This window comes from Pelotomaculum terephthalicicum JT (genome assembly GCF_022410535.1).
Classification (GTDB): Bacteria; Bacillota; Desulfotomaculia; order Desulfotomaculales; family Pelotomaculaceae; genus Pelotomaculum_D; species Pelotomaculum_D terephthalicicum.
The window spans coordinates 1-22,177 of record NZ_JAKNBL010000003.1; the positions used below are offsets into that span (position 1 = coordinate 1).

Consider the following 22,177-nt stretch of genomic DNA (forward strand, 5'->3'; position numbering starts at 1 on the left):
GATTCTTATAACATTTTTATTGAGGGTAAAACCTCCATGCGGGAACGAAAGGGTATTGCAGGCAGCTAATGCAAAACAGCCTTACGGCTATTGAGGGCTCTGCCCTCAAACTCCCGAGGTTTATCGCTTAGTTTTCCAAGGAGAGTGGTGTAATGTTGCTTTTAAATAAAAAGAGCGACACCTACCGGCATCACTCTCCCCGCAAACCTCATAAGCCGCTCGGGTCACTCCTCAGTGTTGCCCTATCCTGCTTATGAGTAAAAGCATTATGAGTATACCATGTGGTTATTTGGCTATCAATGTACAGTTTCTGCGGAGAGACTGTTCAATTAAAACGGTCTAAGTGTTCAACTTCGGCGGTTTAGGTGTTTTTTCTCAGCGTAATATGCATAAATTCAATAAACTTCGTTTTAGCTATAGAAATATCATCACTAAAAATACTTAATACATCACTTATTTCGGGTAATAATAAAAGTCCCTTTTCGTAGTTTAAATATAAATCTATGCTGCTCCATTTATAATTCATTGCTGACTGACATATTCTTGCCTTTACAGGGTTATTGTGTATATATCTGACTGCAGTAATCAGATATTTATCATCTGCGATATTCTCACTTTTAAATCTATCTTGAAAAACATGCCCTACTCTATTATGTTTATTATTGTAATAGTATGCATAGCTTGTCCCAATCCTTTTAAAAACTATTGATATTGGTTCATCCTTTGTCCTTATTATGAAATGAGCATGGTTATTCATTACACAATAAGCATATAAACTAAAGCCGCTCTTCTTCCTTTTTTCTAAAAGCGTATCAATAATTCTTTGCTTATTTTCCTCCTCAAGAAAGATATCTTTCCTTTCATTGCCCCTTAGCATTACATGGTATACTTCAGATTCGCTCAGGATTCTAGCCTTTCTTGGCATCAAACCACCTCTATGGAGAATTATAATAAAAAACGGACTAATGTCCGGACTAATGTCAAAAGAACCGTCCCTTGACATCGTCCCTTGACATCGTCCCCTTGACATCGTCCCTTGACATCCCTTGACAATCCCCCTTGACAATCTACTCTTCAACTGAATAACCTGCTTTTGCCAATTCTTCTTCCAGGACCTGAATGGCTCCGCTGATACGCTGGAGAACAGTCCTCATATTCGTCTGACGTGACTCCAAGTCGGCAAGCATTTTCTGACCTGATTCGAATTCGGCTTTGAGTTCCTTGAGACGCTGCTCTAATTGTTCTCTCATGAAATCCCCCCCAAAATATTTTCTTTAATAAAACCAGTTCATCTAATTTGTTCACAACTAAAGTTTCAGACTTGAGTTTCTTTTAAACGTTACCCAAGTTGTGGTCTTATGTTATTTCTCTACAAAGCTGTAACTGGTATAACAGCTTTGTATTTTTTTCCATTGCCATCTTTATAGCCAAACACGACACCACTAGGACCTGCATTCAGAAATATAAGGGATTGGTTCGGGGAATGGTCTAGAGCACCTACGTAGGTAGCCCCCTCTATCATGAATGGAGTATCATTGGTAACACTCACATGTAGAGCCCCCTGCGGATACGTCCCAATGCCGACATTGCCGGAAATATAGAACACAGGAGCTATCACTGACAGTCTTCCGTCGGCGTCATTAATTATTCTTGTATTAAAATCTTGAGTCAGTCCTGAATGATGAAAATCAATATACGGCGTTCCTTTTCCAGGAGTCGAACGGTCCCCCCCTAGTTCGATGCTTCCACCTTGATCTTCTCTTAAACAGCTGTTGTTTCCCCATCTCAGGTCTCCCCCGGTAATATGGAATTTAGCTTGTGGGTTTACCACTCCAATGCCGATATTGCCGTTATCATCTATGACCAATCTATTCGCCACGTTATCCTCTATAAATAGATATCCGCCTCTACTAAAAATATCATACTTTTTCCCTGCCGTTGACGTATCGTTTAACTCTAAAGCGGCACCCCAGCCTGGTCCGGCACCAGTCAGACGCAGAGCGGGTTGGTCTTTGGACTCTATATTTATTTCCAACTTACATTCTGGCGTCGTCGTCCCAATGCCGATATTGCCGTGACCATCGATGACCAATCGATCCACGGTGTTATCCATATCTGATATTGAAAGCCTGCCGCGGTTTGAGGTAATACAATACCTTTTCCCGCCTGCCGCCAGTCTGTTATCAAGCGATATTCCCGAACCCCAAAGATCATCAGATGACAAAATGCATAAAGGTAACTTGTCTGGCGTTGTTGTACCTATGCCGACTTTGCCGTTTTTAATGGTGATTTCTTCTGACAATATCACCAAGCCGGTACGACGAAGATCGGTAACGGTAACAGATCCTACTGATGATACTGTTAAAACAGCAAGCTTATAATGTACATGATCTGGTTTCGCGGAAGGAGTTTGATCCCCTTGCTCCACTCGCACAACCCATTCCCGCTTAATGCGTACACATGTTTCTATGCCGATAGCGTCATTGACAATCCTGTCGTCTTTCTTATTGCCAACCTCCCTTTCCCACACATCAAGATATACTGTATATTGGCCAGGTCCCATATTTAAAGCAGGCAGTGGATCAACGCCCCGTTTATCAGCCAGTTTATCATTATTATATAGATCTTGCTTTGTATATTGTGTTTTAACAATATTGATTACTGCCCAACCATTTACGAAACAAACCCCATTATTGATTGTAAAGTCATTAGCTTTAGGATCTTTGATGCAAAACCCATCATTCCCTTGTGGCACGCCGTCACCGACAAGCCACTTGAGGAAAGCCCGCTGTTCATACTTCCTGATGTCCTCCAGTTCATTCCAATCGGCATCAACCAGCGGCACGCCCTGCTGAAGCCTGACGCCAACATAATGCATTGGGTTCTTGACCGCTTCTCCGGTGATCTGTTGGTATATAGTGTTGGTCAGTTTAAACGTATCTCTCGAGAAATTGCCCATATTCTTCCTCCTCGCCTACTGTGCATTTAAGTTTCCACCCATTTAGTAAACACAGAGCCTTATCCGCGTAGCTAGAAAAACAGCCGCACCACCCTGATCAATGTTTCCGAGGCAGCCTTCTGTATCAACGGATGCCGCACACAATTGATCATGCGCAGATCCTTGCTAAAAAGCCCAAATTCGCGCAAATCACTTGTCTTGTCTTTTTCCGGAAAATCCTGCCCCAGGACAGCCCGCACCTCCAGCTTCCGTGTGGGCAGGTTGGTTTTATTGTTTTCGTCATCCAGATAGGAGATATCTTTTACCGGGTTAATCTTAACTTTATTTTGATACGGGTTCTCAAGATTAGTTAATGAAGTTGTTGGCTGCTCCGGGCTGCTGCCCCATACCTCTAAAATCCCTTACCCACCATCATCCAGTTGATCCCACCTATATTCTGCTCCCCTTTCATAAAGGCAGCCAGCAGGATGCGGCCATTGTCGACAATGGTATTGGATATCCATCCGCTGTCAAAAACCAACTTGTTTTCCACGTTGAACAGGGTGTCGCGATACATACCGCGCAGTGTTCCTCCAATGTTTTCCATGTCTTAACCTCCACTTTTTAAGCCCGCTCGCCAGGTCCGGTATCGTGTGATAATCGGGTCAACTTTAAAATCCACTGTTCTGTGCTCACGACTGGACTCACTCCAGACACACATCCAGATCCAGTCCGGCAAGGTATCTGCATAATCTTCACCCGGCCCGTCATATTGCTCAACGCGCTCCAATATATCGACATATTGCTCTCCGATGAATGCCTGCGGCTCATCGCCGGGGAAATCATAAGTATAAACTTTCTCGAGAACAACCGGTGGTTCTATGACAAACAGGATTCGCGTCTGCAGCGGGAGAAATCTCTGGATCAAGCCCCTGACCAGCTCCTGGCCCTGGGCAATCAGCTCCGCGTCCAGTATATCCGGGGTCAGATACACGCCCACCGTATCCCGCGCGCACCATGCGCCGTTATTGATGCCCGTCCGGCCGGCATCGTGCACCCGTATGTCATAAGTGTAGTGCACCCGATTTTTGAATGCTTCCTTCTGTAAGTGGACATGTTCCAGCATGTCTGCGTTGCGCGTGTCAACGGTACACGACTGAAGAGGATATTCGCTGCCTTGAGCTTGTCCGCTAATACGAAAATAACCCCGGCGCTGGGAACGCCAGAAAACACGGACCCTCCCGTTCGAGTCCACCAGGGCCGCCGGCTCCTTGTCCGCCGCGGGATGGTCAGCGACCTGGACGCTTTTTGCCCATTTCGTCCCATTAAAAGTTTTGCTCCTGATTTGCCAGTGGCCTTTAGCGTCCCGGGTATGCCAGAACAGCCATATGCTGTCCCCCCGGACAACCGCGGCAGGTGATTCATCGCATGGCCCGTTTGTGCCGGCATCTTCCTTTTCAGTCCATGCACGGCCGTCGAAAGTCCGGCAACGCAAGCGGCAGGAAACTCCTTCTTCGCTATGGTAATCTTCACAGTAAAAGAGCCAGAGAGTATTATTCTTGTCGACAACGGCGGCGGGAACCCGATGGCGAAAGCCGGCAGTAGTAATTCTCTTGGGCGGTCCCCATTGGCCGTTTTTATGGACCCTGGCCCAGATGTCGGTCGGACCGCGACGGTTCGACTGCCAGAATACCCAGACCTGGTCACCTAATGTCACCGCGGCCGGATTAGCATCATCCGCGGGATGCAATGACAGGTTCTGAGCGGGATATGTAGAAGCCTTGTCGGATAATTCCTTACCAAGGGAACCGGGTGACAGGTTCGCCGCACACCAGACCTCGCGTTTCCCCGCTTGGCCGGATTCACAAAACAGCCACAGATCCTTGCCGGCTAAGATAACCGACGGTGCTCCGGCGTTTAGCAGGAGGCTGCCGGCATCGTCCGGCGCGCATAGTTCTATCCGGCACGGAGCGGCGCCGGGGACATCAAGGCTTTGACACCAAATGCCGCGCCCGCCGCTTCGCCTGGAATGCCAGAACAGCCAAGTATTGCTGCCGGCGTCCCTTACACAGCAGGGGCGTCCGTCATAATTTTCGGCCGCAGTGCGCCGCACGGGCGTTAACCATGCTGTGCCCGCACTGTTGCGCGAGACTTCCCAGATATCCCACAGATGAATTGTTTCAGGCGCATTGCTTAGGCAGACATTGTGAACGAATTCCTTGATGCGGCAATCCCACCCGGTCACGCGATTTACCAGCGCCTGGATATTGGGGAGGGTGCCGACTGTCCGGTACAACTCCGGAGCGAACAGGATCTCCATGCGCTGCGCGATCTCGTCCTGGGTCAGGTCCAAATCCCAGCCGATCCACTGGGCCAGGTGAGGCAGCAGATCGGCACGTGTCTGCAGCACTTCGTGCAAACCACACAAGCCCTCGGCCCGGCTCCGCAAATAGTCCAGCGCCGCGCCGAAAACCGCGAGAAACTTGCGCAGTGCTCCCTGCTCCCTGTCGGCAGGCAACGGCTCATCAAACGCGCGGTGCACCCCGGGCAGGAGCCGGTAAAGCTGCTCGGCCAAGCCATAGCACCCGCTTGCCGTCGCGGATGCGCGGGCAACCGGTTTGACAGACGGCTCCTCACCAACAAAAAGGGTGTAGTAATAAATCTCTTCGGCGAGCCCCCTGTCCGCTACCGAGAAAGAGTATGCAAGGTCGCCGCTGCCGGGGTCTTCCACCTCGGCAAGAATCCCGCTGCTCCCGGGCGCCATGCCCGCGTCAAGCTGATACGTTCGTGGGACTCGATGCGGATCGGTATCAACGGGAACACCCATGTCAAGCACACATACGCCGTCGTTTGGACTGGCAGGATATCTCCGCTCGCGCCGCAGCAGCCTGAACCGTGTGGACTCCTGCCCGGATGTCCGCCAGTTCCAGTCCAGATCTATCCGCTGTCCGCCCAGGTTTGCCCTGGCTTGAAGTTCAACGTCCACTCCGGCCTCCCGTTACACTTGTGAAATAAATTTGGGACACAAGTGGTATCTCGTTCCAATCAAAGCGCAGCACACCCCAGACAGGCTTTGGATCCAATCCCTCCGGGGGAGGTGAGACCCGTTCGAATCTGGAGATGGTAACGCCTTCGACACCATCAATCGCTTCAATAACTTCGTAAACCTTGCTGACGTATAAACCTGGGCAAAATCCACATTTTCAAACGCAAGCAAGCTTTTCACGGCATCTTCGACCCTTTCCCGGACGAACTCTCTCAAATATTGGGACTTTACAAACAAATCTCCTTCAATCAATACTCCCACGTATACCGGTTCTTCAATTTCAAGAATGGTGGTAAGCATTCTTTTGTCTTCAAAGTAGAGCCGCAAATCTTCTTTGAGGGTATCGCTCGGCCTGCCTCCCCCAGCCGGAGCGACATACAACTCCACAGTATTCCAGTTGGCTGCCCGCGCCCTCACCTTGGCCACTCCAAAATCCCTGGCATACGCCTCATAGTCCTCCGCGGTCACCGCCCGGCTGCGGGCGCGAAACAGTTGAGGCCCCCGCAGAACTGCCTGGGCGCAATCCTCATGCTCAAGCCCGCCGGACGCGGCATCGGGGTTGAAGACCAACTGGAGGTGGGAACCAGGGTCTCCTATATTACTTACCTTGAAAATGGAATTTTTCGGAACGTTCCCCTTGACCCCGCCGCCGACCCGGTAGGTGGCAGTAATATTGTTTGTCCCTTTACGCGGAATACTGCCAAATTTGCCGTCGCCGAACTCTATCCAAGCCACATCCGACTCGTCGCGGCGCACAACGTAATGCTTGCCGGCGGAGTCGCTGTAAAAGAGCGTTTCCCGGCCTCCCACTTTTCCCCGTCCACATAAACTTCCAATGAATCGACCATAAGGGGCGTTCTCGCAAGTCTGAAACGTTGACCGGCACTATAGTCAGAGGAACCCACGATTTCTCTTTCTCCCATTTCTATGACGGCATCCGTCTGAATCACCGGCAAACTGTCGTAAAAGCGGTACGTTTTGCCGTCGGTATGCTGCTTTTGGGGGAGCGATGCGAGGTCTATGGTCAAGGGTTGCCGCACATACCGGAAACTGACCGACTCACCTCCGGCGGCACCGGTTATAGTCTTGAACTCAGCTTTGGTATCAATAGTAACCGTTCCGGTGTCCGGTTTAATATCTGGTTTGAAAAGCAGAGTCAAATCAACAGAGGCTGCTTGCGGAGGGCGCAGCTCGCACCCGATCAGACGCAGCAGGTTGATCACGCTGCGCCTTTCCACGGCGGTATCCAGAAAGCTCTCGTTGGCAATCCGGTCCTGGTAGTAGAGGATTAAATCGCCCATGTAGGCAAACAGATCCAGCAGCACGACGCCCGGATCGTTGGCCGAGTGATCCGTCCAGCCCGGCAGCTTTTGCGCGGCCAGTGCCAGCAGCGCTTCGCGCAGTGAATCAAAATCCTTGTCCGTATAATTAATATTAGGACGGTTAGTTGTGTCGTTTCCGTTCTGCCCGTTAAGTTTATTCATGCTCAGATACCTCCCAGCCCGATGGGCACCGATAGACTCTGCAGCTGTTGTGTATGGCCGATCACATAAAGGATTTCTATGGAGAACATTCCATCCTTCTGCGTGACCGTCACACCCTGTACCTGCACCCTCGGCTCCCACTGTCCAATTGATTTGGCAATCTGGTGCTGCACTATCGCCCGTAGCGCGTCGTTGTTGGGGTCATGGACAAGCTGGCGCAGGCCGCCGCCGTAGTCGCGGCGCATCACCCGCTCGCCAATGCCGGTCAACAGGATGTGCTTGATATTTTCCTTCAGTTTTTCCGGCCCGCTGGTCTGGGCCACCCGGCCCGACGAGTCGATGCGGAAAGGAAAAGAAAAGCCGCAAATATCTTCGCTCATTTATCATGCCCCCGTTAGATAACCGAACAATTGGTGATCGTGGCCTGATGCCCTCCAAGTTTATTCTCCCGATCCTCAACGTGCAGGATCATCTGGTAATCGCCATTCAGGTTGTCAGGCAAAGGCCCGGTATAACGTATGACCATCAACTTCGAGTTCTGGTCTAAAACATATTCTTCGAAAATATACTCATTCTTGGCTGGGATGAAATTGACGGTCTGCCGCCCATCAGATAAACCTATTGGAACGAACTCCCAGCGATATTTTAAGCGGTCGACTTTGTCGTATTCCGCATTCATTTCAAACTGAACCGGGTCTGTGCCCGGTTTGACCCTACCCCAGATAAGTGGAGCCTCCGCTATCAAGGTCTCATTATTCTTATGAAGGATTGAGTTCTCAACCGGCGCTATTATCTTGGCTTTGAAAACATGAATCACACATCTGGCATCCCCTGCGAAGCCGCCGGTGACACCTCCATGCCGCATTGCTTCCATTTCCGCCGCTGTTTGACCCGGGCGGTCGCTAACAGCAAACGTTATTATATGGGAACCTACTCCGAGTAACGCTGAAAACGGGGTCCCGGGGTCCGTTAAGGCTGTTTCGTTGATTGCGTAGTGGTCTAATCTCGCTTCAATATTAATGCTGGAATACCACCGGTAATACAGGATCACGTTCTCCAATTCCTTGGGAGTCTCAATCACAGCCCCTCGCAAGGTAACCGCCGGAGAACCGAAGTAACCTGTGTCACTGGCGGGTTCAAGTATATTTAAAGAAATTGCCGGCATATCTCCTCCATATAATGGTTCTTTTACTGCCCGCTCACTTTTATCGGGACAGGCGCGCCGGTGGGAAGAATGATACACATGTCGCCGAGCAAATTGATAAAAATCCGGTTAATAGTAACAGTAGAATTCATAATGCTTGTCTGTACCATACCGGGCCAAGTCGCAGTTCCGGGATTGCCCTGAGCGCATATGCCTTGTGTGACAATATTTTTCCCGTTGGCTTTAACTGTCGGGTTGAAGGACTTGAATACCCAGACATCCAGCCCCGGGTCCGTAGGTGAGCCGGGTGGAGGCGGAATAGGCACCGGAGCAGGGGCCTGGCCATGCGACGCTCCCGCCTGGCCTTTTTGCGTCTCAACAACAACCTCGATTTCATTCACCTTCACCTTGCCGCCATCGCGCCCGGTCAGCTTTAAATTACCCGCCAGGTTTAGCAGCCCGGACAGTTTAAGGTCACCCATCTTCAACCTCCGGTAATCTCGTTGGACTTTATGGTCGTCTTCGGGCCCGTGCCCACTGTTAGAACATTATCAACGTCCGTATTGCCTGTAATATGCACCTTGCCGTCGATATTCACATCGCCGTGGATTTCCATATTTTTGCAGGTGATGCTGACAGTCTTGTCTGCACACTCGACCGTAATTCCATTTGCATCCAGGGTTACCGTGCTGTTGTTTTTTTCATCGCGGATAACCAATTTCTCATTTTTATCGCTGTCATCCAGTTGAATTACTTGCCCGGAAGCAGTACGGATGATCTTTTGAAACTTTGCCGGCGCCTGGGCGTCCGCGGTGTTGGGTGTCTTTCCCTGCGGATACCAGACCCCGGTCCAGATGGGGTTATTGATGTCGCCGGCGCCAAATTCCACCCATACATTGTCTTTCTCTTCGGGGATGAAGAAAAAGCTCGGCGGAAAGCACGGTTTAGCCATAACCTGGATGGGGCGCTGGCTCTTGCCGTCCGGCGTCTCTTCCAGGATGCCGTGCACCTCGACCAGGAGCTCGCCCCGGTGGGGGCCGTTCTGGGGAGGATCGTTACTCAACACCACTCCCGGATACTTGCCGAAATATTTCTTTGTACTGTTTTCTATTCTGCTTTCTTCTGTTTCGAACATAATCTCCTCTTACCGTTGGCATTGAAACTCGGTCTGATAGCCTTCCTTATTCAACACATGCCGCACCTGAGACAAATACCATGTCCCGGAAAAACGGCCGCCCACATTGGCAATTTTGATGGTGGACTGGGCATGGATGCGGTGGTTGCCGGAAGCGCTCCCACTTGCGCGCATGCCGCGGATGCTGGTGCTGAACTGATTATCGGCCCGCTTGTTCAATTCATCCTGCGTGGTGAAGCCCGGCGTAATCTCACGCTCCACGCTCCCAAGTTCGTCCCGCAGCCGCTGCTGAACGATACTCGCGGCCGACAGCAGGTTCTTTATCGACAAAGCCCTGGCCGGGTAGCGGCTGTAGAACTGAGTCAGGTTCTCGTCCGTGAAAAGGTCTGCGGTGGCTCCCACATCCTCAACCGGCGCCGTCACCTGCTGAATACACTGCCCGGTGTCAAAATCGGTGCCGGCAAAAACGCGCGGAAGCTGGATCTTGGCCGCATCGACGGTCGCCTCAAAAGTGAGCAGGCAGTTGGCGACACCGGCTCTTCCGTGATAAAGTGTCACTTCTGGATCTGATTTCATGATCTTGTACGACGCCTTAAAATAGAGCTCATCCTTTTGTTCACCGCTCACCACAAACATCTCACAGCCATATGCTGCCGCAAGCCTGAGTAGGAATGCCAGGTCTGTTTCATCCTGCTGGCGGATGCCGTTGCCCGAGAAATTCGAGTTCCCCTTTAAATCGACTCTAATATTGCCGGTGTCGAAATATGCTCCCGCGATATCCTTCACGATTTTTTCCAGCGTAGTATCGGTCCAGACACGGTTTCTTTTCCGCATTCCCATGTTCATGCTCCTATCAAAGGCCAGGAGCCTGAGCTTCGGCACGCCATGCCGGGGGAAGCTCCCTTCAACCTTGGAAATCCGGCCGCGGAAGATGACCGAATGATCGTTGACCGTTCCCAGGTCCGTCTCGACCTGCATCCCTTCCTGCAGGGCATGGCTGTATACTTTAAAAGGATCGGTCATCTCTATCGTGAGCTTGTCCGGCCCGGCACTCCCTTCTTCAACCGTCAGGGAAGACAGGTCATTGGACAAATCGTAGGACGCGCTGCCGGCCTTGATGGATATTCGATAATACAGGTCGTTTTTCACCTTCACCTCCGCGGCGTGCGCGTGGCTACCCGGATGGGCGGGATAACGAGGGTATCGCCGGCTTGCCAGTCCAGGGGAAACCTGAGTGGATTGGCATCGGCAATGCGCCACCACAGATCCTCGCGCCCATAGTAATGCGCCGCCAGTTGGTCCAAAGTTTCATTCCCCACTACCGTATGAATAATACTGTCCGGGTAAGCCTCGGAGGGGGCGGCGGGACGCTGAGCCAAACTCACCCATCCATTTTTTTTGACCGTATCCAGTCCGTAGTACCTTGAATAAATGGAGACAGGCATAGTTACCTCTTCTAAAACGGTTTTATATTTTGGATTCCAAGAGCGGACAGAGCGTTTCGGTGCGCCTTGTCCAGGGTATAAAGCTTATTGTCCTTTTCCTCGATGACCGAAAGCGTGATCTTCGCCTCCGCCCTTACCGGGGCAAGGGCACTGTTAAACTGCGTTTCGGTGATGCTCATGCCGGTTACGACACATTCCAGGATTTTTGTTCCGAAACCGAAAACACAGGTAGGCGGCGAGCTGATCCGCTTGCCTTCCTCGCCGCTGCCTATCGTTGCCCAGGCGTCGGCCTTGGGGTACATGAAGGAGCGCAGCTTGGCCAACTCCGTCGCTATGCCGTTGTCCACGGGCGTCGGGTTGAGCATATTTGTTCCTTGCTCAAGACCATGCAATTTTATATCGAATGAGATCGTCCGCTCGCCGCCGCCGGTGTATACCTTGCCCGGCGTATCTTCACACAGGCATGTATTGCGCTCGGCGTAGTTTACAGCCTTGTTGTCGCTTATGGATTCCGGGTTGAACTGAAATGTGACAATCAATGGCGGGACAACCTCTACATTGGCGAGAAAACCACGCAGCACCTGTTTTTCGACCATCCCCATGCTCCTCTCTTCAGCGCAGCAGGCCCAGTCTGAAGCGTTCCTCCTCGGCCAGCTTGCGCATTTTCTGCATGAACAGCCGCACAAGATTGTCGCTCACAAGATTCTCTGCCGTCGTTGTATCAAATCCACTGGTTCGGTTAGACGCGAGTGATTGATGCTCCTCTTCCCGCTGCCTTATGGCCGCGGCCACCTCGCGCTTCATCGTATGCCTGATTGTTTCCAGCACCAGGCTTAGCCCAGGCAAGTGCATGAGACCAGGAGCAACTGTCTCACGGCCGCCATGCAGCTTATGTTCAGGTAATGGCAGCAACGGCGGCATTGCCGGAGTGTCGACCGCTTCCGGCAAGCTTCGGGACAAGAGATCTGCATATTTTGCCCTGTGTCCAGGCGCTACGCATGCCATGATCCGGTTATAAGCCACCGGAAAAAACCCGGGTGCAAGACCCATGAAAAAACCTGGAGGTCCCCCTAACGGGGCCATCTTCGCAAGGCACAGCGGCATTGAGCCATACGAGCGGACGGAAACCAGCGGCGGCCCGTCCTTCACTCCCGCGCCTGGCTCGGTTCGCCTGTCTGTTGCCGGTACAGACAAGTCGTCTGTCTGCCGCGCCGCACTCGAATGGGGCAACGAAAGCTGCGGCTTAATGTGGGGTTGTGGGAAAGCACTGCCCATAGGCGCCGTTGGCTCCCGCTTTGTATGAGCCGAAATGTTCCTTGAACTGGCTCCAATTGACCACTTGATACACTTCTCCAGGCACCCCGCGTTCGGAGAGGATCATGAAAGCGGCGACCGACGTCTGGGCCGGTTGAATGCTGGGCGTTGCCCGGCCATCTGTTTCAACGATGTTCAACCCTACGTTGTAGCTCATTAAATCTCCTCCTTTTCCCGGCCTAATATCTCCCCCCGGCCGAATGTGACATTGACTAGTTAGGTACTCACGTCATAATACTCGCGTCATGCTTGATGACACCGGTCCCCCGGGAACCGGCGCGAACCTCTATGGGACTGTCTGAATATGAGTTTCGATCTTTTCGCCAATCTTTTGCCCATAGTTCGTGATCAGGGTCGTGACCGGTGGACCGACGGGACCCTCCGGCCTTATTACCGGCAGCGTCGCTATCAGGTAAACAGCCGGCTTCCAGCGATACCCGGCGCCCATGGTGCCCCAGAATTCGGCCAATTTGGGGAAGCCTTCTCCCGGCAGGACGATAACCGGCAGCGCGGCGTCAGCCAATACCTGGGGAAAGTCAACGGGCAACGGGTCCGGAGCGTAAATCTGGCGCGGCGTCAGCGACTCCGTCTCCAGGTCCATCAACAGGGCCGACACCGCCGACAAAATGGCGTGCTCCGTCAGCGCCGGTTCCACCCCGTGGGCTATGTCCGGAGCGACAGGATCCCAGGCCGTAATTAGATAATGACAATCCAGCCACCGCGGCGCCGGCATTTGGCTGACAACCCCGTTTCGGACCTGGCGCAACCCCTCATTCAAACGCATGCCGTGGTTTTCCCGCAAATCTGCCAAGTAAATATTGACCGCTCGTTGTTGCAAACCGCCCACATACTTGCGCCAGTTTTCGTCAGGCGGCTCGAAGCCAATCTGGCCGGCCTGCAGCCCGAGGTTTTGGTTTTTCTCGAACAGCTTACGCAGAAGCAGGCTAAAGTGATGGATCATAAAGTATTGCCCTCTTTTCCCCTGGTTGGCGGCATCTCAGTTCAACGTAATTCCGGGTGGCGCATTTGTTTAACCTCTCGTTCCGTATTGGGGCGCGCAAACTCAAATCGCAGATTATCGGCATCCAGCGCTTTTTTCCAGTTGTCGCCCTGGGCTTTTTCTTGCACGTGATCGAGACTGATGCGTGTTTCTTCAACCGGTATTCCCGAGCCAACCCCCGAAAGCACCGGAGCAGTTTGTTTACCCTCGGGCAGGCTAAACCCGGCATCACTAAAAATTTTCTTGGCCGCAGGATCTTTACGTATACGCCGGTAGAACGCTTCGCGCGTACGATTATATAGCTCCTCGTAATTGTTCTCGGTGAGGGTCTCTTTCTTGAGGATCTCTGCCTTTGCGTCATTCCATAGCTTTTCCAGACGGGGATGGTCGGATATTTTTTTCCCGATCACCGCCCGGATCCGGGCTGCAGCTTGTCGCTGATTTTCTCCCGGAAGTACAGGCACCTTATCAATATCCAGTTTTGGTTTGGGCTTGCCCGGCACCCGCTTGCCCTCAATCCGGGGTTCGGATTTGCCTCCGGTGACCCTGGGCACAGAGGCTTTTTCAACGATGTCACCTTCAAACGCTTTCTCCACACTCTTAGCCCATCGTTCCGCCCCCTTTCTTTTCTTCCATTCTTGTTTGGTCTCAGTTCGTTCGCCGGGCCGGGGGTGATAGCCACTGCCGGCCGTAGCTTTTGGGGCAACTCCGGAAGAATTCGGTGTGTCCGGCATTTTAGAACTTGATCCGACCGGCCGGGATACCGGCGTATCCTCAACTACCACTGTAATCGGAGACACTTCACTGCGGCCGGGGACCGGGGTCCTGCCGTCAAGCTTGCCGCCCCCCGCCTCTGTTTCAGTTGAACGTACCGGTACCTCGCGGATGACTGGACGCTCTACAGCTTTCGGCGGCAGTTCAAGTACAGGAATGGTAGTTGGGAGATCTTTCAGGTTCATTAAATCCCGGTTAGTGGAACGGCCCTGATTCTTTCCTCCTCCAGCCGCGAACAGAATCCCCTCAAGGTTAGCAAATAGATTAATCACTCTCGGATCACTGTAAAAAACAGAGGCAATCGAAGCCGCCGGACTTGAGGCTATTGTCCGTAACAATTCCATTTGTTCAGATTTAATAATGTTTGCCTTGAAAGTGGCTGCCTCGAATTCCGTCATTTGGTAAAAATGGCCGTGAAACTCACCCATAACCAAGGTCTTTTTTTGCCTTTCAATCTCTTCCATTGCAGCATTTATATCAATTTCAGGCGGCTTGCCTAGATTGTTTCGCAGGTCCCTTTGCACGATCCTGCGAAGAATTTCAATACCCAGTCGCTTGAAATTGTCCTGTTGGGCGGCATAAGCCAGTTCGACCACCGAGTGACGCCTCAGCCAAAAGCCAATATTTTTAAAACTGGAAACCAGTTCTTCATCCGAAAGCGATTCCAATGCTCTTCCGTCTGGGCTCTTCTCAAGCGGCAGCTCCGAAACGTCACGCGCAAGCCCTATTGGGCTGCGCATCTGGACCTGGACCGGGCCGGTAGCATCAGCTGCCCGGCAAGCCTCCTGTTCTGCTTCAGAGTCTCTGCCAGGCGCCGGTCCACTCCATACTCCAGAACCTGATTGCTGCACCACATGTGTCAACTCATGGGCTAGAAGCCGCTTTCCGGCGGTTGTGGCCGGCGCGTACTGCCCGGCGCCGAAGACTAAATCCTTCCCGATGGTGTAAGCCCGGGCACTAGCCGAACGCGCCGACCTAGCCGCCCGGGCATCCGTGTGCACCCGCACCTGGCTGAAATCATGCCCGAAGCGCTCTTCCATATCAGCCAGGGTGATTGGGTCAAGCGGCCATCCGGACGAAAGCAAAACTTCATGTAAAATAGGCGGCGCAATATTCGTACCGGACTGCAATAACCGGCTAACTGCCTGATTGCCAGCCATATGCTGCAGGTCCATAATATCTGCGTACGGATCGAATGATCCGGCACGGTTGTCCCTCTCCGGCACGTATCCCTGGACCTTACCGGCGCTTTTATCTTTTTCGGATTTCCTGGAAACAGGTCCCGCCATTGCAACTAACTCCCGTTACCGCGAATTTGCGGTGTTTTCATCTCGCCATAGAGTTCGGTCTCGGATAAAGTCTTGCCCATTTTCTGGTACTCGTGCTTCGTTGCCTGGATAAGGCATTCCATGGCTACCTCGCCGCCGTCGGCGGCAGCCAGAAAGGATGCCGCGAGGGCGATATTCTTGATATTCCCGCCGCTCAACTTGAATTGCCGCGCCAGAAACTCCAGTTCAACATCTGCCGCCAGTGGCACTGCTTTGGGCCAGATGCCGGCCCAGATGCGCCAGCGGCTTTCTTCGTCAGGAAACGGGAAGTGAATAATAAAAGCCATCCGCCGCATAAAGGCGTCGTCCAGGTTCTGGCGCAGGTTGGTGGCCAGTATGGTTACGCCCTCGTATTGCTCCATCTTTTGCAGCAGATACGATATTTCGATATTCGCGTAGCGGTCATGGGCGTCCCGCACTTCGGAGCGTTTGCCGAACAGCGCGTCGGCCTCGTCAAAAAAGAGTATTGCGTTGGCGCTTTCCGCAGCGGTGAAGATCCGGTCAAGATTTTTTTCCGTCTCTCCGATATATTTGCTTACCACGCCGGACAAGTCGATCTTGTAAAGGTCGAGTCCAAGCTCTTTGGCGATGATCTCGGCGGCCATGGTTTTGCCGGTGCCGGACGGTCCTGAAAACAGGGCGTTTACTCCTTTACCCAGCGATAGTTTCGAGTCGAAGTCCCACTCTCCCAGCACACGGTGGCGGTATATGACCCGCCGGCAAATCTCGCGCAATTGGGTCATGGCTTCCTGCGGCAGCACGATATCGTTCCAGGTGCACCTGACGTCAACCTTTCGAGTCAGCGCCGCCAGCTCGTATCCGGACTGGGCACGCGCCGCGGTGAAAATATCCTTCATGGCCGGCTTGTCGTCGATACCGTCCCTGCCATCGCCTGTCGCCGTGGCGGCGTTCCAACAGGCACACTTCTTGGCGGATTTTACCGCGGACGCGATCTGATGCCGCGTCAACTTGAAGCGGCTGGCGAGGGCATCAAGTTCACTCTCATCCAGCGAAATATTTTCCGCCCTGAGACTTTCGTTCCAGCAACTGCGCCGGCAACCGTAATCAGAGGTGGTGAAAGGCACTGTTACCACCCCTCCCGGCCCGAATCCGTGCCATACCCACGGTTTTGTTCCCACCAACACGGTAATGCCGCTGTCTTCTGCCAGCGCCTTAAGCAACAGCCTGCAGGGTGCCGCGTTTTCATCGCTGAATAATGCGTCCATTTCATCCAGGCAGAGTATGGCATCCTTAAACCAAGCCTCGCGAAGCAGTATCTTAAGCAAATTCGCGAAGCCGGGCTCCCTGTACACTGTGGAGAGGTCGGCGACCAATATGGGCATGCTTGTCTCAAAGGCCAGCGCTGCCGCGGCCATCCTTTTGCCTGCACCACGGGGCCCCTGGAAATAGAGGTGTAATTGCTGCCGCTTCCGGCGGGCATGGGCCGTAAGAGAAAGCAAAGCGCGTCTCGATTCGACTTCCAATGGCACACTCCCCATCCCGATAGACGGATATGTAAATTCGCAAAAAGGAGATAACCGTGAATCCAATCCTTCCTGGAAGAAAATCAGATTTGTGACTTGTTCATCAAGCATGAGGTAATGTGACAGGAGAGATGGCTGGGGATTATTGGGTTCCGCTATCAGGTGAATCAGATTTTTACCGACCAGAGGAGAATCCGGTGCAAAGTGAGCGCGTTTCTCAATTTTCTCCTCGACCGTTGAACACAGCAGGTTGAGCGCTAAACCGACGCTGGCTCTCCGGCGTGCCACATGATCTTGAAGGTAGGCATAAAGACGCTCGTACCGCGTGTCGAGCTCGGGGGCAAGGGCGATAATGATAATATCCATGTCAAAGTGGGAAAGCCCAAAGGCGTCTTTCAGCCATGCAATGCGGGAACCTTCTAGATATGATTGGTGTTGAGAATCCTTGACACATTCATCCCCGGACCAAAGCAGCGGCGCGCCGGGCTCACGGTCAAGCAAGCGCCTTGCTTCATCCGGGCTGATATGGAGTCCGCGAAAGGGGTCGGCAGCCGCCTGGGTTCCATAGGCTGCCTCTGCCAGGACTATTGCTTTCTCAATCACTCGATCCAGCCTGCCCAAAGATGTCAAAAGTCCTTTCAAGCCCAACTTATCTCCCTTAAATTAGTGGATTTTCTGCCTATTATTTACCATTTCAACTAAATTTAATAAATTATAATATAACTTTAGCAATGTAAATATTAAAAATAATTAACGTTTTTAGTATAATTTTCTACTATTGGTAAACTTCAATTGTTCAGCAGGGCTTGAGACGGCCAATTACCGATAACAAAAAAGCGACAGATAATCTGTCGCGATAAAAACTCATCAAATAAAAGCCTGGATGCTGGGCGGAGACTGAATAATATCTTCACCAATCTTTAGAGCAGTCCGGTCATTAATAGCAAGGGTGAACATATAAGAAGGATGTTTATGCCGGGGCGAAATTGCGTAATAGCAAGGCCCGGTCACCGGCATAAACACACCTACCTTCTCACCGGCGAAACAATCCACATGAATAAGCTGTCCCTGTTCAACCGGGCCGACCAACCGTTGAATTTTTATTAATTCAGATTGGGTTATACCAGCCATATAAAAATGCCTTCCATAAATAATTAAATAAATTCTAAGATGTCATTGTTTCCATCTGTTCCACAAGTTTGGTGAATAAATCGAGCCCGTCCTGCACCGGTTGAGGCGTGGTCATATCCACCCCGGCGGTTTTTAATAAATCAAGCGGGTGACCAGAACCGCCCATTTTCAGGAAATTCAAATAACGGGAAACCGCCGGCTCTCCTTTTTCAATGATTTGCTGCGCTATCGAAGTAGCGGCGGAGAAGCCCGTGGCGTATTTGTACACGTAAAAAGCCGAATAAAAATGAGGAATGCGGGCCCATTCCAGGTCTATGTCCTCGTCGACAACAATACCGGGTCCGTAGTAGTCGACATTCAACTGGCGGTATATTTCACTTAGAAGAGCGGGGGTCAGGGCTTCTCCGGCTTCAACTTTTTCGTGGATAATTTTTTCAAATTCAGCGAACATGGTCTGTCTGAAAACCGTGCCCCGGAATTCCTCCAAATAATGGTTCAGCAAGTACAACTTTTTATTCCGGTCGGTTTCAATATTAAGCAGGTGAGCCATCAGCAGAGACTCATTAACCGTAGAGGCCACTTCCGCCGTAAAAATCTTGTAGTGAGCATAGACGTACGGCTGTTCCCGGTATGAATAATAGGAATGCATGGCGTGCCCCAGCTCGTGCGCCAGCGTGAAAACACTGTTAAGATTATCCTGGTAGTTCAGCAACACATAAGGGTGCACCCCATAAGGTCCCCAGGAATAAGCGCCGCTGGTTTTAGCTTTGCTCTCATAAACATCCACCCACCCCGCAGTCAGCCCGCGGGCCATGGTTTCCCCGTAAGAATCGCCCAACGGGGCCAGTCCTTTCCGGACCAGCGCCACAGCTTCCCCGTATGGGATTTCCCATGACACATCCTTTACCATCGGAGCATACAGGTCATACATATGCAACTCGGCCAGCCCGAGCAGCTTTTTCCGTAAAGCCACGTAACGGTACATGGAACCCAGGTTGTGCCGCACCGTGGCAATAAGGTTATCGTATACGGCCGGCGGGATGTTGTCGGAAAAGAGGGCTGCTTCCATGGTGGTAGGATATTTCCGCACCCTGGTATAAAACACGTCTTTTTTCACACTGTTGCTGATCGTGGCAGCCAGGGTGTTTTTTAATTTCCGGTAAGAACAGTAAAGGGCTGCAAAGGCTTCCTGCCGGACCCGGCGGTCTCCGCTTTCCATTAGCTGAAGATAACGTCCGTGGGTGACCTCCACTTCTTTCCCTTCTTCGTCATGGATGGAAGGGAAAGTGAGATCGGCGTTGTTAATCATTTTAAAAATATTGGCGGGCGCCTGGATCACATCTCCCGCCTGGGCAATGATCTGTTCCTCTGCCGCGGACAGGACATGCGGCGCGAACCGGAGAATTTCATCCAGGGCAAAATGATAGCGCGCCAGGGCACTTTCTTCCTGCCGGAAGCGCTTTAGGACGTCTGCGGGGATAGCCAGTATCTCAGGCACGATAAAGGAAAGCGTTGCTTCCACGCTGGTGTTCAGACTGTCGGCCCGGTCCGTCAACGCTTGATAGACAGGATTGCTGTTTTCCTCATCCCGGCGCATGCGGGCATAAACATAAACTTTTTCCATGAGCTCCTGCAGGCGCTCCTCCGCCTGTAATACTGCCAGCAGGGTTATTGCCGACTGTCCGAGCTTCCCTCTATAAGATTCAACCTCACCGGCCATCTTCTGAATCTGCTGAAAATCCCGCTCCCACAGTTCATCAGTCGCGTATATATCTTCCAGCCGCCACTTGTACTGCTCCGGAATTTCCTTTCTGGTTGGCAAACTGCCCATCTTCTTCAAAATATAAACCTCCTTCCACATAATTATTTGTATTCGGGAGCGAATCCCAAAATAAATTTTTCGCGCGCTTTTTTGGTCATACCGGCACATCTAAGCACCCGGAACCTCCCGCGCCCCCTGCAAGAGATCACATCGCCCGCGGCAACCGGTTTTGCCGGGTTGACCTGCTGGCGCCAGTTTTGAAAAACCTTCCCCTGCTGCACCAGTATTGTTGCATCGGCTCTCGACAGGTTAAAAGCCTTGCCGACCAGCGCGTCAAGGCGAGGCGGCAGTAACCACTTTCTCGACCAGTTCCGGCGCGCTGAATATAAACCCGGCTTCATCCAATAGCTGTACTGTTACCGGGTACCGGCCGACTTTATGCAAATTTTGGGTTAGAAAAGCTAATATTTCTTTGGCGGCAAAAATAGCCGCGCCTTTTTCCTGCCGGACAATATCACCTATTTTATCCCTGTTGATTCCCAAACCCGTCAAGGACCCCAGGTAATCGCGGTGACCGGGCAGACTGTCCGTCCGCAAAGGCACTATCTGTAAAATTCCCACTTTGTAGTCTTCTTCATACCATTGATTATCTTCAGCCACTACCAGCGCCCGGCGTCGTTCCGCCTCCCGGTACCCGCCCCAGAGCAGGGCTCGCGCGCCTCCGAACCCTTGGCAGATATCCTCCAGCAGGCCCGCTTGACCGGGATCAAGAAACCCCGTAAGCACAACAGCCTTTTTCGCTTTCACCACCGCGCGGACATAGTCAAGACATCGCGCGGCAAAAAGCCTTTCGTCCGCGTTTCTGGCCAAATTAAGCAACGATTCTTTATGATCAACCGGCATGCCTTGTTCCCTACCGTTTCTTCATAACCTGGCCGCCGCACTTTCACCCGCCACATAACCGGACGACCAGGCCCACTGGAGGTTGAAACCGCCGCAGTCGCCGTCAATATCCAGCACTTCTCCCGCAAAGTATAGTCCTGAAACAATCTTTGACTCCAGGGTTTGCGCGTTTACCTCCGCGACATCCACGCCTCCCGCGGAAACCTGGGCGTTCAGCCAGGAAGTGGTGCCGGTTATTTCAAAACGCCAGTCCTTAAGAATCCTGACTATATTGCCGAGTTCCCCGGCGGTAATCCGGCCCGCCGGCTTGTTTGCATCGGCAATCCCGGCCTCGCGCAAAACAACGGGGGCCAGCCTTTTGTTAATAAATCCGACGAAGCTGAAAGCCAGGGGTTTTTCCGGCCTCGTTTGCAAACGCCTGGACAGGTACTCTTCCAGTTTCCGCCCGGAAAGATAGTCGATTAAACTTAACTTCAGGTGCACTTTTTGATTTTTTTGCATATATTCGCCCGCTTTGCGGCTCAGACTGAGGATTGGCGGGCCGGAAACGCCGTACTCGGCAAACAGTATTTCCCCGCGCGCGCCGGCAACCGGCAGGTTATTGACAATAATCTCCGCATATCCTGCGAATTTTATCCCCTTGACCTGTTTTAAAAATTTAGCCGCTAATTTTAATTGCACCAGCGCAGGGAATGGCTTAATAATCTTGTGCCCGAAATTTTCGGCCAGGACATAGCCGCTCCCGTTGGAACCAAGCTGCGGGGCCGCTTTCCCGCCGGTCGCGATAATAACCCGGTCAGCATGGATTGCTCGCCCGTCCGCCAGGTTAACAACAAACTCCCGCCCGTTTTTCCTGATCTCTTTAACATCAGCCTCGCAAATTACCTTCACGCCGGTTTCATCCAGTTCGTAACGCATTACGTCAAGCACGCTGGAAGCCTGCTCGGAACAGGGAAAAACCTTGCCGCCATCCTCTACTTTATGGGTTATGCCAAGGTATTCAAAAAAATCTATGGTTTTCCGCACATTGAACCGGCTCAGCGCCTCCCTGGCGAATTCCGGGTCTTTTCCGTGATAATTTGTAATTTCGAGGCCGACATTAGTCAGGTTGCACCTGCCGTTTCCGGTAGCCAGAATTTTTTTGCCAACCCGCTGGTTCTTTTCCAGAATCGTTACACCGGCCCCCGCATGCCTGGCCGCAATAGCGGCCATGATGCCCGCAGCCCCGCCGCCGATCACTGCGACTCTCGTCAATGATACTACAGACATGCTCAAAAACCTCCGGCTGG

25 protein-coding genes are annotated in these 22,177 nt (G+C 52.1%); all 25 read right to left on the bottom strand.

Going from position 1 to position 22,177, the window contains the following annotated elements; genetic code table 11:
* Positions 1-361: 361 nt before the first annotated feature.
* Positions 362-925 (bottom strand): REP-associated tyrosine transposase, encoded by a 564-nt coding sequence (locus L9W92_RS03565; protein ID WP_240082376.1) that lies wholly within the window; start codon positions 923-925, stop codon positions 362-364.
* Between the two features lie 142 nt (positions 926-1,067).
* Complete coding sequence (locus tag L9W92_RS03570) at positions 1,068-1,250, bottom strand: hypothetical protein (protein WP_240082377.1); 183 nt, start codon at positions 1,248-1,250, stop codon at positions 1,068-1,070.
* A gap of 119 nt (positions 1,251-1,369) precedes the next feature.
* On the bottom strand, positions 1,370-2,959 hold the full coding sequence (locus L9W92_RS03575; protein ID WP_240082378.1) for a DUF6519 domain-containing protein: 1,590 nt from the start codon (positions 2,957-2,959) through the stop codon (positions 1,370-1,372).
* A 71-nt stretch (positions 2,960-3,030) separates the two neighbouring features.
* Entirely contained in the window at positions 3,031-3,198 is a 168-nt protein-coding gene (locus tag L9W92_RS03580) for a hypothetical protein (RefSeq protein WP_240082379.1), read from the bottom strand.
* Positions 3,199-3,350: 152 nt separating this feature from the next.
* Positions 3,351-3,545 (bottom strand): hypothetical protein, encoded by a 195-nt coding sequence (locus L9W92_RS03585; RefSeq protein ID WP_240082380.1) that lies wholly within the window; start codon positions 3,543-3,545, stop codon positions 3,351-3,353.
* Between the two features lie 3 nt (positions 3,546-3,548).
* On the bottom strand, positions 3,549-5,924 hold the full coding sequence (locus tag L9W92_RS03590; protein ID WP_240082381.1) for an exo-alpha-sialidase: 2,376 nt from the start codon (positions 5,922-5,924) through the stop codon (positions 3,549-3,551).
* Between the two features lie 12 nt (positions 5,925-5,936).
* Entirely contained in the window at positions 5,937-6,740 is an 804-nt protein-coding gene (locus L9W92_RS03595; RefSeq protein WP_240082382.1) for a baseplate J/gp47 family protein, read from the bottom strand.
* A complete protein-coding gene (locus L9W92_RS03600; protein WP_240082383.1) occupies positions 6,707-7,468 on the bottom strand; it encodes a hypothetical protein in 762 nt (253 codons plus the stop codon). The genes L9W92_RS03595 and L9W92_RS03600 overlap by 34 nt, the downstream gene beginning before the upstream one ends.
* 2 nt (positions 7,469-7,470) lie before the next feature.
* Complete coding sequence (locus tag L9W92_RS03605) at positions 7,471-7,848, bottom strand: GPW/gp25 family protein (protein ID WP_240082384.1); 378 nt, start codon at positions 7,846-7,848, stop codon at positions 7,471-7,473.
* 14 nt (positions 7,849-7,862) lie between these two features.
* Positions 7,863-8,633 (bottom strand): hypothetical protein, encoded by a 771-nt coding sequence (locus L9W92_RS03610; RefSeq protein ID WP_240082385.1) that lies wholly within the window; start codon positions 8,631-8,633, stop codon positions 7,863-7,865.
* Positions 8,634-8,656: 23 nt separating this feature from the next.
* On the bottom strand, positions 8,657-9,094 hold the full coding sequence (locus tag L9W92_RS03615; RefSeq protein WP_240082386.1) for a hypothetical protein: 438 nt from the start codon (positions 9,092-9,094) through the stop codon (positions 8,657-8,659).
* A 2-nt stretch (positions 9,095-9,096) separates the two neighbouring features.
* A complete protein-coding gene (locus L9W92_RS03620; RefSeq protein WP_240082387.1) occupies positions 9,097-9,747 on the bottom strand; it encodes a phage baseplate assembly protein V in 651 nt (216 codons plus the stop codon).
* Positions 9,748-9,756: 9 nt separating this feature from the next.
* Positions 9,757-10,896: a phage late control D family protein gene (locus L9W92_RS03625; RefSeq protein WP_240082388.1), complete on the bottom strand. Its 1,140-nt coding sequence runs from the start codon at positions 10,894-10,896 to the stop codon at positions 9,757-9,759.
* 2 nt (positions 10,897-10,898) lie between these two features.
* On the bottom strand, positions 10,899-11,192 hold the full coding sequence (locus tag L9W92_RS03630) for a LysM peptidoglycan-binding domain-containing protein (RefSeq protein WP_240082389.1): 294 nt from the start codon (positions 11,190-11,192) through the stop codon (positions 10,899-10,901).
* Positions 11,193-11,203: 11 nt separating this feature from the next.
* Positions 11,204-11,788: a CIS tube protein gene (locus L9W92_RS03635; RefSeq protein ID WP_240082390.1), complete on the bottom strand. Its 585-nt coding sequence runs from the start codon at positions 11,786-11,788 to the stop codon at positions 11,204-11,206.
* 16 nt (positions 11,789-11,804) lie between these two features.
* Positions 11,805-12,467 (bottom strand): hypothetical protein, encoded by a 663-nt coding sequence (locus L9W92_RS03640; RefSeq protein WP_240082391.1) that lies wholly within the window; start codon positions 12,465-12,467, stop codon positions 11,805-11,807.
* Positions 12,436-12,663, bottom strand: coding sequence for a hypothetical protein (locus tag L9W92_RS03645; protein ID WP_240082392.1), 228 nt, complete (start codon positions 12,661-12,663; stop codon positions 12,436-12,438). Before L9W92_RS03645 ends, L9W92_RS03640 begins: the two co-directional genes overlap by 32 nt.
* Before the next feature lie 129 nt (positions 12,664-12,792).
* Positions 12,793-13,467 carry a Pvc16 family protein gene (locus L9W92_RS03650; protein WP_240082393.1) on the bottom strand — a complete coding sequence of 225 codons (675 nt, stop codon included), beginning with the start codon at positions 13,465-13,467 and terminating at the stop codon, positions 12,793-12,795.
* Positions 13,468-13,508: 41 nt separating this feature from the next.
* The gene (locus tag L9W92_RS03655) at positions 13,509-15,569 is read right to left on the bottom strand and encodes an eCIS core domain-containing protein (protein ID WP_240082394.1); all 2,061 of its coding nucleotides are present in this window, start codon (positions 15,567-15,569) and stop codon (positions 13,509-13,511) included.
* A 5-nt stretch (positions 15,570-15,574) separates the two neighbouring features.
* Entirely contained in the window at positions 15,575-17,734 is a 2,160-nt protein-coding gene (locus tag L9W92_RS03660; protein WP_240082395.1) for an AAA family ATPase, read from the bottom strand.
* 225 nt (positions 17,735-17,959) lie between these two features.
* Positions 17,960-18,223: a hypothetical protein gene (locus tag L9W92_RS03665; RefSeq protein WP_240082396.1), complete on the bottom strand. Its 264-nt coding sequence runs from the start codon at positions 18,221-18,223 to the stop codon at positions 17,960-17,962.
* Positions 18,224-18,257: 34 nt separating this feature from the next.
* Positions 18,258-20,054 (bottom strand): oligoendopeptidase F, encoded by a 1,797-nt coding sequence (pepF, locus tag L9W92_RS03670; protein WP_240082519.1) that lies wholly within the window; start codon positions 20,052-20,054, stop codon positions 18,258-18,260.
* 32 nt (positions 20,055-20,086) lie between these two features.
* The gene (locus L9W92_RS03675; protein WP_240082397.1) at positions 20,087-20,386 is read right to left on the bottom strand and encodes a hypothetical protein; all 300 of its coding nucleotides are present in this window, start codon (positions 20,384-20,386) and stop codon (positions 20,087-20,089) included.
* Positions 20,319-20,888, bottom strand: a complete 570-nt coding sequence (locus L9W92_RS03680; protein WP_240082398.1) for a YlmH/Sll1252 family protein — start codon at positions 20,886-20,888, stop codon at positions 20,319-20,321. The genes L9W92_RS03675 and L9W92_RS03680 overlap by 68 nt, the downstream gene beginning before the upstream one ends.
* A 21-nt stretch (positions 20,889-20,909) precedes the next feature.
* Positions 20,910-22,157, bottom strand: coding sequence for a BaiN/RdsA family NAD(P)/FAD-dependent oxidoreductase (locus tag L9W92_RS03685; protein ID WP_240082399.1), 1,248 nt, complete (start codon positions 22,155-22,157; stop codon positions 20,910-20,912).
* Between the last annotated feature and the right edge of the window lie 20 nt (positions 22,158-22,177).